We start from the raw sequence: 14,821 nt of genomic DNA, 5'->3' as shown, positions 1-14,821 counted from the left end.
CCCGGTTCATCGGCGTCGACGACGCCGATGTTCGACCCGCTTCCAGGCCTCGGGCCAATCGTTCCACCCTCGCTCCTCCTCGGCCCGCAGCCCGGCGACGAGCTGCCCGGCGACGAGCGCCGTCGACCATTGCTCCTTGGCAGCAAGCCGCAACCACTCCTGAGCCACCTCGCAGTCGTGGACATCGCCGAGGACGTCCTGCAGGCCACCCAGGTCACGCTCGAGTTTCTTGGACCTCGACCCCAGGATCGGCCGCGCCGCGCCTAGGGCGGCCCGGCAACGTTTCGCGACGATGCGGGTCCGATGGAGCACCGCCGGGCTTGGATCCCGTTCCAGGTGAGCAATGTGGCGATCGAGCTTTTTCCAACGCCGCCGCACCATCGCCCGGAGGTGATCCTTGTCGGTGACCTCACCGGCGCCGGGCCGATCGGGGTCGGCGAGACCTGCGACCGATTTCACCAACGCGTCGAGCAGATCGACGTATCGCCTGCTCTCCAGCGCCTCGAGAACCATGGCGCCGGCCTGCTCCGCTTGGAGGTCACAACGGTCCACCAATTTTTCCAGCGCCTTGGTGTCCAGCGGCGAAACCTCGTTCTTAGCTGCGACCAACCGGGCACGCAGCACATCCAAATCACGGCGGGCGCTCGTGGCATCAGCCAGCCACCCGAGCTCCCGAGCGAGCGCTGCGGCCGATGGCCTATCGAGCACGTCGAGAACATCGACGAAGGTGCGAAGGTCGGACCGGAGCCGTCGGACCGCCACCCTGAACTGGTGCAGGTCTTCCTCATCGCCGCCGAGGCGGATGCGGGGGTCATGGAACAGCAGCTGATCGAGCGAACGGGCCATGGCATGCCCGACGGCCTCATGGACGGTTGGCTCCGGCGGCAACGTTGGGACGACCACGTCGGGTGGGCCCAGCTGGTCGGTGCCGAGCACCCGCATCAGCTTCGGCACCTGCGACCCCCGCCGACACCCGGCGCTGCGCAGTGCCGTCACCATCGCTCGTCGGGCCCGCTTGGCTCCGAACCCGTCGAGCTGCTCGACCTCGACCTCGTCGAACTCCAGCACTGGACCGTCGGTGCGGGTGCCGCAGACGTGGTCGACCGCGACTTCGACCAACCCGGCACCATCGCTTGTCGTCAAGCGTTGGGTAACCCTGGAGGTGACCAGCGTTGCGACGACAGTCGGTGTCCTGCCGCGCAGTTGGGCGGTCAAGAGCCCCAGCAACGCTCTGGGCACGTCCGTTTCCGGGCCGTCGACGTCGACCTCACGTCGCGCAAGGTGGTGTGACTTGCGCGACCTCGCCGGAAGCTTGACGGTCCATCGACCCCCGCTTGGATCCGACCGATACCTCAACGTGATCGACGACCGGGCGAGCGCCAGGTCGTCGGTGTCGAAGTAGCGGGCGACGAGCCGTACAGGTTCGGCTGGGCCGACGCCTCCACCGGTTGGTCGTGTTCCGACGACGACGTCCAACAGGCCGGGCATGGAAAAACCCGACGGCGGCACCAGCTTCGTTTCGACTTCCATCATATATCGACCTCCGTATGCGTCATCAGCTCACCATGTGCCTCACTTTGACCGACCGGCGACCAGGTCTGCTCACCCGCTGCGGGTGACTGCGCGTCATACCCCCACCGGGCTCCCCGCAGGCTCGTGATCGGCAGGGTCGCCGTCGCGTGCTGGCGACTCGTGGGGAAGCCCGCCGGTGAACGCCAGCGAGATGAGCGCCAGCAGCGCTGCCGCCAGCAATCCGGCCTTGAGTGCCTGGAGCTGAGCGGTCTCGTAGTCGTCGACGATGGCGGCGCCGGTGCGCCCGTCGATGTCGGCCTGGGCGGCCGCCGCCTCGATCTGGGATGAGTCAACGAAGTCGATGCCGGGCTGGGCGGCGACGCTCACCTGCGCGCTCACCTCGTCGGCGATCCTGGTGTCGGATTCCACCTGGTTGACAAACGCACCGGTCAGCCCGGCCAACACGATGGCGCCGATCAGCGCCACCCCGAGCGACGAGCCGAGCTGCTGTCCGGTGTATTGCAGCCCGCCCGCCTCGCCTCGACCGGAGGCATCGACCGAGGACTGCACCACGTTGCCCAGCTGGGACACGATCAGGCCCATACCCACGCCGAGCACCGCCATCGACACGGCGAACCCGGCATCGCCCAAGTCCGGCTTGACCGTCGCCAGCAGCGCGACGATTGCAACGACGGTGGTCATCAGGCCGGCGCGTACGATGCCCCGAACCGGGAAGCGGCCCGACAGGCGTGACCCGACGGCGGAGGCGATGAACATCGTGATCGAGACCGGCAGCATCTTGATGCCGGTCTCCAGCGCATCGAGCCCGATCACCAACTGCAGGTACAAGGGGATCACGAAGAACACACCCATGAGGATGAGGTTCTGGGAAAACAGACCGATCAGCCCGGAGCGCAGCGGCACGATGCCGAGCAGCCCCATGTGGACCAGCGGGTCCTTTCCATGCCGCTCACGACGGTGCTGCCAGGTGACGAATGCCCACAACAACACCCCGCCGGCGGTGATCACAAAGATCGTCAGCGAGAAGCCAAACACTTCGATCGGCGAATCCTTCGGCCTGATCCATCCCCAGGTGGACGACTGCAGGGTGCCCAGCACGACCGCTCCCAGGCCGGTTGCCACCAGGACGCTTCCGACGACGTCGAGCTTGGGCGGGGTTTCACCGGTCTTTGCGTCGCCGATCAGGTGGGTCATCGCCAGGATGAACAGCACCAGCACCACCTCGCCGACGAACACCACCCGCCAGGACAGCTCGGTGGTGGCCCAGCCCCCCAGGATCGGGCCGATGGCGATCCCAGCACCGGCGACCCCGCCGATCACGGCGTAGGCCACCTTGCGTGCCGAACCCTCGAAGTTGCCCGCGATCAACGCCGCCAGCGCAGGCAACACCAAGGCTGCGCCAATGCCCTCGAGGATCGACCACCCGAGCGCCAGTACCGCCACCGACGGGGCCACGGCGGTCAACGCCGAGCCGCATGCGTAGATGATCAGCCCGACGGTGAACGCTCGCCGCCGGCCGATGATGTCGCCGATCTTGCCGCCGGTGAGCATCAGCATCGCCATGACGAGGCAGTACAGGGTGATGACCGCCTGGATGGTGGTGACCGTGGTGTCGAAGTCGTGGACCAACTGGCTGATCGAGACGTTCATCACCGACTGATCGAGCACCATGACGAACTGCGCCGTGCCCAACGCGATCAGCGGCAACCACTTCTTCACGACCCGCTCCCCCTGCCGAGCGACCCGCCACAGCGGCCTCGCGTGTGCGACGAAGCTACCCGGCGTCCGAAAGGCTGTGCAGGATTTTCACTCGACGAAGTTCTCGTACGCGGTTGCAAACCGTCCTCAGCTATCGCTGATCAGGGCGACGAGGCGGTGCAGGGCGTCGCCGAGGCCGTTTGGGGCACCCGATGACGGCGACCCACCGGGGTGCTGCGGGGCGACCCGCACTCGGAGCGCCCCTGGACGGGAGCGAAACTCAACCGGGGAGTCCATCACCAGCGCCTCGCCGTCGACGCCCAGTGGGATGGGCTGGTCGGACTCGACGACAAACTCGGCACAGGTCCACGACGACGACAGGCGACTCTCCCCGCGTTCGCGTGTGGCGGCCACCCCGAGGACGCCGCCGTCCAGCCGCGGCCTGGTCCCGTTACCGAACAACGCGCCCAGCCGGTAGGGGTTGTTCGACACCATCAGCACCGCGGCCGACCCGCGATCGCTTCCGTCCGGGCCGAGCCAGCGCATCGCCGCGCCGCCGTCCGCATCGGGACCGACCACGTCGGAGACCGTGTCGAGCAAGGTCGACACCTTCGCGTCGCGATAGCCGTCGCTCTGCACCGCAGAGGCATACACCCCCATCGACACGTTGTTGACGAAGACCCGCCCGTTCACCTCGGCCAGGTCCACCCGGCGCTCGCGACCGCCGGCGACGAAGGCGTCGAGGGCGCCGACCACGTCGTCGCGGTCAACGCCCAGGTCGAGGGCGAAGTGGTTGCGGGTGCCGGCGGGGATGCACGCAAACGGCAAGTTGTTCGCGGCCGCAAACGTCGCAACCAGAGCCTGCGTGCCGTCCCCGCCGGCGGCAGCCAGGCCGTCGGCACCCCGGGCGACGGCGTCAGCGACCAACTGCACCAGGTCGTCGCCTGGCTGCAAACCGATCGCCTCGATGCCCCGGGCCGCGGCCTCCGCCGCCAGGTTGTTGGACACCGCCTTCCCGCCACCCGACTTGGGGTTGTAGATGACGACCGGTCGACGCGGCGGATCCACTTCGGACAGCTCGGACGTCGGTTGAAACGTTCGGCGGGTGGCAACGGCGACACCCGCCAGGAGCGCGGCGAGCACGGCCAAATCCAGCACCATGTTCTTGGCGACCAACACCACGATCGCAGCGAGCAGTACCACCACGGCCGCTGCGGCCAGCACCGCTCGGGCAACGGAGCGACGGCGCGCTGCCTGATAGGCGGTGGTCGCCCCTCCGATCAGCAACGCCCCGAAGAGCAGGCCGAACGGAAAGTTGCGCACCACGGCCACGATCAGTGCCGCCAGAAACAGGACAAGCAGCACGAGGGTGAGCGCCGCCCAGCCTCGCTGCGCACCGCTCGGCCCGACCCGCCCGGTCGACCCCGCACTCATTCGGTAGCACCCGACCCAAAAAGATAAGAACCCATCTCAGCATGCTGACCGGGTGAAAGGGCGCCGTCGTCACCCGCTGCGGGTGATCTCGCGCCGGGCCTGACGCGTTGCCGGCGAGTCGAAGCAAACGGAGCCCCTCGGCCAGAGGGGCTGAGGGGACGTCGGCGGCGACCGTTCATGACGCCGGTACCAGGCATCCCGACTCGGCCAGTGCGTACTGCAGTTCCACGAACGCGGCGGCGCTGAGGTCGACGTCCCACCACTTGCGACGCTTGCCCGCCGTCCACCCCACCCAGTGCTTGCGGACACCTGTGGCGTGAGGGCATCCAACCGTGATGGATCGGCGACCTTCGCCTATGCGGAGGTAGGCGCCAGACCGAATCTCGACGGCGGCGCCTCCGTCGTTGCCGGTGTCACGACGAATGAACAGCGTGCCGGTCTCGACCGCAGCCGGCAGTGGGACCAGGCGGCGGCCGGTGCCCATGCGGTGGGTGAGGGCGATCCCCTCTTGCGTCACGGTCAGCCGCGAGCGGAACGCCTTGGCGGCCCACAGCACGGCGATGATGGCGGCGACCAACAGGCCGACCGCAACGAGAACCACGACAGGTTCCCGGACAATCTGCGACAGTGACGGATCATCGCCGACGACGGTCGGGCTTGGATCGGCGACCAGAGCAACGCCCACAACGACGAACCACACGACCACCAGACCGGCAAAGGTTCGCCGTATGCGGTGATCGATCCCGACGAGGGTCAGGTCCGCATCGTTGCTGCCCGGCGCCGCACCGACGGTGTCGGGGTGCTTGTCCCGGAGATGACGGCCAACGTTGGCGCCCTTCAGGCTGGTGGCGCACGCCGGGCACGGCAGGTTGGCATCGGGGTTCCCAGCGCCGCGCCGCTGGGCGGCATCGACCGATCGGCCTGCGGTGCTCTTCTGATCGATGGTCCGCAAACGAGATCTCCCCGAACTCGGGCGCTCGAAGCCACCCACCCAGACGAAAGAAACCGTACTCGTCGCCGCACTGTCTGCGTCGAAGATTGATTCATCTGCCGGAGGCGGCGACGGGAGTCGCTATCGGCTCGGCGAGTGACCAGCGAAGTGCTCCAGAAACGCGTCGAACTGATGCTCCTTGTCGAAGCCGGTCGTCATCAGCCGCCGGCCGGCTCCGCCCATAGCCCGTGCCGAGTCGCGATCGACGCCGAGCCGTTCGATCGCAGCGGCCAGCCCGGCGATGTCACCGGGCTCGACCAGCAGGCCGGTCTGGCCCTCATGGACCACTTCCGGCGTGCCGGCCAAACGGCTCGAGACCACCGGGAGGCCCATCGACATCGCCTCGAGCAGCACGTTGGGCAGGCCCTCCTTGTAGAGGCTGGGGAGCACCAGGACGTCAACGATCTCGAAAACGTCGGCTGGCGTGCGCGTGAATGGGTGAAACTCCACATGGTCCTGCAGGCCCAGTTGGCCAACTTTCGCCCGCAGCAGGCCCTCGTCGGGCCCGTCACCCACGAGCAGCAGGTACACATCGGGCAGGCCCGAGCGGATCCGGGCGACCGCCTCGAGCAACCCCACCTGACCCTTGCGATGCTCGAACGACCCCAGGTTGCCCAACACCGGAAACGCACCGTCGGGCAGCACGTACGCCAGCCGCGCCCGTTCGGCCCGCTCGGCATTCGGGGTGAACGTCGCCACGTCGGTTCCCTGATAGATGAGGCTCACCCGGTCGGCGGGGATGCCGTAGTGCTCGATGAGGTAGTGCCGTGTGAAATCGGTGATCGAGATCACCTGGTAGCTGATGTCCTCGGGGGGCGCATAGAACTCGCGCAGATACTCCGGGACGATCGTGCCGGTCTTGGGCTGCAACACCGTCGACAGGCCCGCCTGCTCGATGCACCGCGCAGCAAACCGGGAGCAATGGAAGCCGTCCCGAGGAGGATGGACGGTGCAGACCGCAACGTCCGCCGCTGCCAAGGCATCGATCCAAAGGTTCTGGTGGGCGACGTCCTCGGACACGACGTCGTCGAACCCGTAGGTGACCACCCGCGCGTCGGTGGTCACGCCGTCCCGGGCAACGAATCCTCCGGAGGGAGTCAGCAGCGTGACCTCGTGGCCTTTCGCCAAGAACACCCGAACGGCTTCGGTCACCCAGATCTGGGTCCCGCCGTGAAGGTGGGTGTCCTCAATGAAGCAGACGTGCGTCACTGAGACTCCGATGCGCGATCGAGGCGATCGACGATCTGCCTGAAGGTGTCCGTCAGCGAATCGAGCGAGTAGCGGGCGAGGACCGCCTTGCGGTTGTGCGCCTTCCGTTCGGACTGGCTCTCCGGATCGAGGAGGGCGGAGGTGAGGCTGGCCAGGAGGTCCTCTGGGAACGCACCGTCCGGAAACTCCTCGTAGAGGATCACCTGCTCTGAAGGGCGGCCCATTCCGACGACCTCCTCGAATACTGCCCGGGGTTCGTACTCGCTACAGACGAGGGGGATGCCCGCAGCGGCCGCCTCCGGGATCGGCAGGCCGCGACCCTCCTGCATGCTCGGAAACACCACCAGGTCGGCGAGATGATAGATGTCGACAATGTCGAGCTTGGTCGTCAGTGACGGATGGGTTTGGCATCCGACGGAGAAGGCTTGGAAAAGCCGGCGACCGACGTCCAAGGGCACCGAGTTCAGCGTCGACCTGTACGCGTCGAGCAGCCGGTCCATCGCATCTCGATGCTCGATCGGAACCGGCCCGCTGACGTGGAGCGTCAGGGTCATTTCGGGACGTTGATCGAACACGAACCGGAACGGCTCGTACTGCAGAAGCGCGGCGATCAGTTCCCAGTCCCTCCAGATGCGCTTGCGAGGCACGATACGGGTCGGCTGCAAGAGATAGAGCGCACCGTCGGCGGTGATGTCGAGCTGCAGATCGCGATGTGCCGCGCACACCAGCGGCGCTTGATCGGCCATCCACGTGCCGAGCGTCTGCTGAAAGCGACCGACGGAGGCGGGCTCGATCACCGGGGTTCCGCCGAGCACGTGAGCCATTTGCCGACGGTTCTCGACCTTGCGCGCCGGCGTGGGTTCATCGAAGAAGCTGGCATCGATGGCGGTTCCGATCGTGAAGACGCTGTCGGGATGGAAGTGGAACCGGTCGATGAGACGCCGCGATTGCACCGGGTTGATGTTGGCCTGTACCCAATTGCGACCGTTCCACGGAAAGATGCGTTGGAGGAAGGAGAAGAACTCCTCGTTGTCGTGGTTACGGAAGAAGTGGTCACGCGGGCCGGGTTCTTCACCCGGGTTGCGTTTGCATCCGGCCTTGCCGCCTTCCCAGTAGAAGTCGTGGTTGTTGTTGATGACCGCGCAACCGGTCACCTCGGTTGCGAGCACGATGGCCAGCGCGTAGGCCACATTGCCGGGGTTGGAGTTCGTATTGACGATGATGAGGAGGCCGAGGTGGTTGTCCTCGATGTAGTTAACGAGCCGCTCAGCGAGGACGAGCGCCTGCTGCCACATCTCGGCCGACAGCTCGCTTGACTGCTGACTCCCCGGCGGCAGGTCCTCGAAGAAAAGACGGGCGAACCACTTGCCATCGTCCCACTTGTCCCAGCCGTCTGCTCCCTCCAACCGGCAGCGTTGCCACTCCGGGTCGAGGATGGCGTCCGCCTTCTCGCCGAAGTTTCCCGCTATGCAATGGATCGGGGCACCGGGCGAGATCTCGGTGAGGCACCTCGCATACTTGGCGATCTCCATCGACACTCCGTCGATGTCGAAGGCGAAGGTGACGAATCCGATGCCTTGGGCCATACGGTCCCGCAGGCTGGACGACGGGGGATCGAGGGTGTGTCGAGCGAGCTCGTCCAACACCTCGCTGATGCCGTCGCCTGTGTCGACGTGGCGCTGCTTCAGATCCTCAATGCGCACGAGCATTCCGTTTCCGGTTGGCGGGTTTCCATGCCCCTCATCGTAGGTTTGGTGACCCGTTCGTAGCCCATTGGCGGTTCGCTTTCGACCCAGGGCTCGTGAGTCCCGCTGCTCAACCCTCGATGTAGCCCGAGTATCATGTGTCCGCCCTTGGCCACATGTGGTGTCAGCGCCGACGTCTGGCCCGGCTTGGAAAATGGAGACCTGCCAATCGACCACCCGACCCCAGGCTCCCACCTGAGCAGATCCACGGCATGGGTTGCTGCGCTGGGCATCGTTGCCGTGACTGTTCTTGCCATCGGCATCGTTGGCTCAACGCGCGCCGAACCGGGCGAGGTAGCTGCGACAGGGGCCAACGTCCCGAAGCCGGCGGACGGCGCCTCAAAACCGACATCGAAGGCTCTTTCGGCGACCCAAGCCCAAGGGGCTCCTGTTCGGCCGTGGATGCGCCGCTTCGAGCCCGGCGAGCGCCCGCCCCAATTCGTGGTGTTCTCCTTTGACGGAGGGGGCTACAAGGAACGCTGGCAGCTGTTCCTCGATACAGCCAAGGCATCCCAGGCGGCGTTCACCGTGTTCATGACCGGCACCTATTTCGTCCCGGAGGCGTCCCGGACCGACTACACCCCACCCGGTAACCCGCCGGGCATGGCCGACGTGGCGTTCTCGAAGAGCGATGAGCAACTGGCCACCCTGTTGACCAACCTCAACCGGGCCGTCGACGAGGGCCACGAACTCGGCAACCACGCTGTGGGCCATCTTTGCAAGGGGATGTCGACCGAGGTGGGTGCCACCTGGTCCGCCGACCAATGGGGTCACGAACTGGACCAGTTCACCGCCTTCTTCGAACGAGCTCGAGACCGAGCGCCCGAGCTGATCGGCGAACCGCTGCTCGCCGACCCCAACTCGGTCGAGGGATTCCGGGCGCCATGTTTGGAGTATCGGAAGGAGGCGCTGACGCCGGCGCTGCGGGAGCGCGGGTACCGCTACGACTCCAGCGCCATCGCTACCGGCGTCGAGTGGCCAACCATCGATGAGGGACTCTGGGAATTCCCCATCTCCACCGTGTACTTCGACGGCGACCGCACCCTCACCCTGGATTACAACCTGTGGTTGCAGTTCAACGGCGGCAAGGACCGACCCGAAGACGCGCCCAGCATGCGGGCACGCACGACGGAGGTCTACGACGCAGTGCTCGACTTCGTGATCACCGGCAACCGTGCGCCGCTGGTGATCGCCAACCACTTCAACAACTGGAGCGGCAACGCCTTCAACCCGGCAACCGCCGACTTCATGGCAGCTGCATGCCCACGAGCAGATGTGCAGTGCGTGCCCTTCACCACCGTGGTCGACTGGCTGGAACTGCAAACCCCCGGCTACCTCGACGCCATGCGAGCCGAGCCCACCGGCTATATCGACATCCCGACGACATAGGCCGGAACCCTGCGCCAATCCCCGCAGCTGTGCGCTGGGAACCCCCGTCGTGTGATCAGTCGGCGAAGACGGTCAACTTTCGAATCGGGGCGTTGTCGGGTGACACCGGTTCGTCGAGGGTGACGTCGGATGCGTCGCTGCTCAGGACAGCTGCGAACCGCCCCGTACGGGCGGCCGACACCACCGTGCTCTGGTCACTCACGAGGTTCAGGTTGGTCGTCGAGTCGACTCCGACGAGCGACGGCTGACCCGACTTCTGAGCGTCGGTCACCACAATCTCCGGAACATTGCCTCCCGGCCCTGAAACTGGCGAAGCAGACAGGGCCTGGGTTGTTTGCAAGCCGGGTTCACCGGTGGCTGTGCCCAGCGTGCGGTCGGTCAGGGGGCGCCACCTGCCGTCCACCAGTTGGCTGGCTTGGGTGTTTGTGCAGAGCAGCTCGCCGTTGATCGAGAAGTCCCCCGTGACGCCGGCTTCGTAGGGTTCGGAGATCCTGCCTTGTGCAGTGATCTCTCTCATGAGGAGCTTGGTCGTTTCCAACCCGGCGTCGGGTGCTTGACCAGGTGGAACACTCCGTGGCGTTGCGGCGCCGGGCGCCGGCGCGGTGACGATCACTTCGCCGGACTCTGTGACGGTGGCTCCAGGCGGTGCGGTCACACCCGGCGGGATGAAGGTTTGAACGTACGTCGTGGTCTCCGTGGAGCACATCCTCCGCACTGCCTCGGTTTCTCCGAGGTCATCCCACGCGTCGCCGTTCCAGCGGTACAGATGCGACGCATCGGTGTCGGTTCGGACCGCGACGATGACGGCGTCACCTTGCGCAGCGGCCCGCAGATCGGAGAAGCCCCCGTCGAGTCCGGTCAGGTCAGGCCCGTCGACGGTCTCGACAAGAGCGCCGTCCTCGATCTGGTAGAGACGCACGTTGCCCTGAGGGCTGGAACACACGTCGCCCTGCTTCTCTCCTTCGCAGACACCGGCGACGACCGACGTGCTTGTGGTGCCTCCAACGACTTGCCACGAGAACCCTTCGTCGATGGTCACGGTGTCGTCCCATGCCGACGACTCAAGGTCAAAGGCCGAAACGAGCAGAGACTCACCAGTCGTTCCCGACACCACAAAGTGGTCATCCGTGGCGCTGATCGTGTCTGCCGCTGTTGCCAAAGGCTCAGGGAGCTCGACACTTCCGGCCGCTCCAAGACCATCTGCCGTCACAGTGGGGCCGCCGTCTGACCCGCAAGCAACAGCGGTGGCTGCCACGAAGGCAACAAAAACGCACGTCATGAATTTAGTTCTCATGTTGAGGACCACCCCTCATAGGTATGGTGATCAGACTCTGCACGGGGCGTAATGCGAGCGAGTAGATCCGCCGTAAATGGAGCACGAAACCAAATGTAGTCACGCCTGCTTCCGCCGTCGGTGGTCGAACTGGTCGAAAGTTCACCAGCACCACTCGTGGCCTCAGTCCATCCGTTATTGCGGTAGTCGTTCAGCGCTGCGGTTCCGGAGTGACCCGGGGTGATGTTGTAATCCCCGGCTGCGATGTGCGGCGCCACAGTGGTTCGCATGTAGGTCGCTTGGGCCGAGCTGGACGCGTCGAGATCCAGGTGGGTGCTGCAGGCCTTGATGTCGGAGCGGCCGCCAACCGTCGCAACGTTGCAGACATACCCCCGCTGTTCATAGTTGGGATTGACCGGGTAGAGGCCGTAGGAAACGCTGTCAGCGTTGCCGAGGAAAAACATGGCGTTTCCAAAAGATTGGCAATTGGGCTTGCCCAATGGGTGTTGTAAATACGACGCAGATGAATACTCTGGCAGCTGCGCCGCGAGTTGGGCTAATTGGTTTGAGCACACTTCCTGCAGCATGATATATTGCGGCTTCGGGTCCTGCGCCGAGATAGTGTTGACCAACGCAGAAACAACGTCCGGGTTATAAGCAGTGTTCCCTTTGTATCCCCAAATGTTCCAATCGAAGACGAGGCCGCCATTTCCTGGACCATGGCAGGCGGGCAGCAGCGCTCCCAAAACTGCGAGCGCTAGCGCAGATATTGCGAGTCGTCTTGAAGAGATCATGTCGCTTCCTTAGTGTCTGTCCGGTATGTGAGTGACGGCCATTCATGGTCACCATCCGCGCGAATAAATCGTGCGTAGAGTGAACTATCGGGATGGCGGACGAACGCACCTACCCCTCTGATCTCACCGACGAACAATGGGAGGCCGTCGCCGACCTGTTCGAACAACGATCGACCATGGGCCGACCTCACGTTCACTCTCGACGGCTCATCGTCAACGCGATCCTCTACCAAGCCCGAACCGGCTGCCAATGGCGCTACCTGCCATCGGAGTTCCCACCTCGCTCCACTGTCAACGACTGCTTCGTGGCCTGGCGCGAGGACGGCACCTGGGACACCGTTCACCAACGCCTCCACAACGCCGCCCGCGCCCAATCAGGCCACGATCCTGGCCCAGGGGCAGCGGTCATCGACGCACAAAGCGTCCCCAACGCCGGACGTGCAGAGGAGGTCGGCTACGACGCCGGAAAGAAGATCAGAGGCCGAAAACGCCATATCATCGTTGACAGTCTCGGTCTCCTCATCGCCGTGCTCGTCACCTCCGCGTACGTCTCCGACATCGCCGGCGGCCACCAGCTCCTCCGAAAAGCCCGCCTGACGAACTCGATGCTCGGCATCGTCCGCGCCGATTCCGGCTACCGAGGCCTCGCCAAGCGAGCCGAACGGCTCAGGTTGAAGATCGTGATCGTCAAGAACCCGTCCCGACACGCGTTCATCCCGGTCAAACACCGGTGGGTCGTCGAACGATCGCTCGCTTGGCTGTCCGCCTACCGGCGGCTTGGAAAACGGGATCTCGAACACACCACCATCGCCGCCGAAACCTGGATCAAGGTCGCCTCAATCGCCATGATGCTCGCCCGACTCCACCCAACACCGAACAGCCCTCAAGCAATTACCTGGGCACGCCTCTGGTGACATACCGGACAGGCACTTAGGAGCAGGCGTCCACGTGCGTGTTCGTCCACACTAGCGAAGCAGATTCTTCAGCCCCCATGTCGCAACCTCACCATCGGGGCTTCGCACGCTTCACCATGCGTTCAGCGGACAGCCGCTCCATCGGCTGGGCCAGCTGGTCGCCTCACCGGCAGCCCTGAACATGACCAAATCCTCCCTACGAGCGAGACCGGCTTGCTACGGTCGAACGGTCGCCTGGGTCACGTCTCGTGGAGGGAATTGATCATGACTATCATTCAATCGCGCATCCGGATGTCCGTGGCGTTGCTCCTCAGCATCGCCACGTTGGGACTTGTCAGCGGGTGCGGGTCGGCCGGCGTTCCGCCCAGCAACGTCACCACCCTCGCCGGGAGCACCGCCGGGTTTGCTGACGGCTCCGACACCACCGCCCAATTCAATGGCCCGACCGGGGTGGCTGTCGCCCCCGACGGCACCGTCTACATCGCCGACACCAACAACCATCGAATCCGGGCCACCAACCCCACCACCGGGCAGGTCACCACACTCGCCGGAACCGGGATCGTCGGTCATGCTGACGGCCCCGGCGACACCGCCAAATTTGCTGTCCCGTTCGGGGTCGCAGTCGCCCCGAACGGGACCGTCTACGTCGCCGACACCAACAACCATCGGATCCGGGCAATCGACCCGACCACCGGCTCAGTCACCACCGTCGCCGGAACCGACAATGCCGGGTACGCCGACGGCCCCGGCGCCAGCGCCCAGTTCAACGGTCCGACCGGGCTGACGGTCGCCCCCGACGGCACCATCTACGTCGCCGACTTCTTCAACCATCGGATCCGGGCCATCAATCCGACCACCGGCTCGGTCACCACACTCGCCGGCAGCGGCTCCGGCTTTGCTGACGGCCCCGGTGACACCGCTCAATTCTTCCGCCCGTTTGGGGTGGCGGTCGCCCCGAACGGCACCGTCTACGTCGCCGACTACCTCAACCATCGAATCCGGGCAGTCGACCCGACCACCCGGAAGGTCACCACACTCGCAGGCAGCACCGGTGGGTTTGCCGACGGCCCCGGCGCCACCGCCCAGTTCACTGGCCCGTCCAGTGTGACGGTTGACCTTGACGGCACCGTCTACGTCGCCGATCGAGCCAACCATCGAATCCGGGCCATCGACCCGACCACCGGCCAGGTCACCACCTTCGCCGGAAACGGCACTGCCGGGTTTGCTGACGGCCCCAGCGCCACCGCCCAATTCAACGGGCCGACCGGGGTGACCGTCGCCCCCGACGGCACCATCTACGTCGCCGACTTTGACAACCATCGGATCCGGAAGATCACCCGCTTGGATACGGAGTAGATCGCCCAGGCCAGGCCTCGATACACCGCCGGATGAGATCCTCAATACGTTGCGAGTTGCTGGTTTTGCACCCGAAGTCTGATTCGAAGCGATGACCTGATGCTCGCATGTCCACTCCGGATCCTCGCTGAGAGCGTGCACTGCACTGTCTGGTAAATTTTGATGCACGCCTCTGGAGCAGAACCCGACATGACAATGAGTCAATCGAGGATCTGGGTGTCCATGATGCTGCTCCTCGGCATCGCCGCGTTGGGGCTCGGCGTGCCACAGCCGGGGCATCCCCCAACGCGCCGCAAGCCGTAGGCGACGCGTCGTGTTTCTCACCGGCTCCGCACGGGTTCTCTGACGTTCCCACCACCTACTTCGCCAACACCGCCATTGCATGGCTCGTCGAAGCCGGCATCACCACCGGCACCACACCCACCACCTTCTCCCCCAACAACAAGGTCACCCGCGCCGAAATGGCCGTCTTCCTCTGGCGCAAC

12 protein-coding genes are annotated in these 14,821 nt (G+C 65.3%); 4 read left to right on the top strand and 8 right to left on the bottom strand.

The window, feature by feature from the left end; all coding sequences use genetic code 11:
• Positions 1-6 precede the first annotated feature (6 nt).
• From PKD89_RS13440 to PKD89_RS13415, 6 genes are all read right to left on the bottom strand, one after another.
• Positions 7-1,530, bottom strand: coding sequence for a CYTH and CHAD domain-containing protein (locus tag PKD89_RS13440; protein ID WP_289012576.1), 1,524 nt, complete (start codon positions 1,528-1,530; stop codon positions 7-9).
• A 96-nt stretch (positions 1,531-1,626) separates the two neighbouring features.
• Positions 1,627-3,252 (bottom strand): MFS transporter, encoded by a 1,626-nt coding sequence (locus PKD89_RS13435; protein WP_287390900.1) that lies wholly within the window; start codon positions 3,250-3,252, stop codon positions 1,627-1,629.
• 126 nt (positions 3,253-3,378) lie between these two features.
• On the bottom strand, positions 3,379-4,665 hold the full coding sequence (locus PKD89_RS13430; RefSeq protein WP_287390898.1) for a diacylglycerol/lipid kinase family protein: 1,287 nt from the start codon (positions 4,663-4,665) through the stop codon (positions 3,379-3,381).
• Positions 4,666-4,840: 175 nt separating this feature from the next.
• Positions 4,841-5,617: a hypothetical protein gene (locus PKD89_RS13425; protein WP_287376681.1), complete on the bottom strand. Its 777-nt coding sequence runs from the start codon at positions 5,615-5,617 to the stop codon at positions 4,841-4,843.
• 120 nt (positions 5,618-5,737) lie between these two features.
• Positions 5,738-6,865, bottom strand: coding sequence for a glycosyltransferase family 4 protein (locus PKD89_RS13420; protein ID WP_289012575.1), 1,128 nt, complete (start codon positions 6,863-6,865; stop codon positions 5,738-5,740).
• On the bottom strand, positions 6,862-8,568 hold the full coding sequence (locus tag PKD89_RS13415) for a glycosyltransferase (protein WP_289012574.1): 1,707 nt from the start codon (positions 8,566-8,568) through the stop codon (positions 6,862-6,864). The genes PKD89_RS13420 and PKD89_RS13415 overlap by 4 nt, the downstream gene beginning before the upstream one ends.
• Positions 8,569-9,012: 444 nt before the next feature.
• Here PKD89_RS13415 and PKD89_RS13410 point away from each other — a divergent pair, with 444 nt between their 5' ends.
• Positions 9,013-9,999 carry a polysaccharide deacetylase family protein gene (locus PKD89_RS13410; protein WP_289012573.1) on the top strand — a complete coding sequence of 329 codons (987 nt, stop codon included), beginning with the start codon at positions 9,013-9,015 and terminating at the stop codon, positions 9,997-9,999.
• 55 nt (positions 10,000-10,054) lie between these two features.
• On the opposite strand, the gene PKD89_RS13405 is transcribed toward PKD89_RS13410, so the two are convergent.
• Complete coding sequence (locus PKD89_RS13405; protein ID WP_287376670.1) at positions 10,055-11,305, bottom strand: hypothetical protein; 1,251 nt, start codon at positions 11,303-11,305, stop codon at positions 10,055-10,057.
• On the bottom strand, positions 11,290-12,066 hold the full coding sequence (locus PKD89_RS13400; RefSeq protein WP_287376667.1) for an endonuclease/exonuclease/phosphatase family protein: 777 nt from the start codon (positions 12,064-12,066) through the stop codon (positions 11,290-11,292). Before PKD89_RS13400 ends, PKD89_RS13405 begins: the two co-directional genes overlap by 16 nt.
• Before the next feature lie 92 nt (positions 12,067-12,158).
• Between PKD89_RS13400 and PKD89_RS13395 the strand changes: the two genes are divergently transcribed.
• The 3 genes from PKD89_RS13395 to PKD89_RS13385 all read left to right on the top strand — a co-directional run.
• The gene (locus tag PKD89_RS13395; RefSeq protein ID WP_289012571.1) at positions 12,159-12,980 is read left to right on the top strand and encodes an IS5 family transposase; all 822 of its coding nucleotides are present in this window, start codon (positions 12,159-12,161) and stop codon (positions 12,978-12,980) included.
• Between the two features lie 264 nt (positions 12,981-13,244).
• Complete coding sequence (locus PKD89_RS13390; RefSeq protein WP_289012570.1) at positions 13,245-14,336, top strand: NHL repeat-containing protein; 1,092 nt, start codon at positions 13,245-13,247, stop codon at positions 14,334-14,336.
• Positions 14,337-14,476: 140 nt separating this feature from the next.
• On the top strand, positions 14,477-14,821 hold a 345-nt coding region (locus PKD89_RS13385), incomplete at its 3' end, for an S-layer homology domain-containing protein (protein WP_324332498.1).

Source organism: Candidatus Neomicrothrix sp. (genome assembly GCF_035329545.1).
GTDB lineage: Bacteria > Actinomycetota > Acidimicrobiia > Acidimicrobiales > Microtrichaceae > Microthrix > Microthrix subdominans.
Note: the sequence above shows the minus strand (reverse complement) of the source record. Positions and strands in the feature narration are given on the sequence as shown.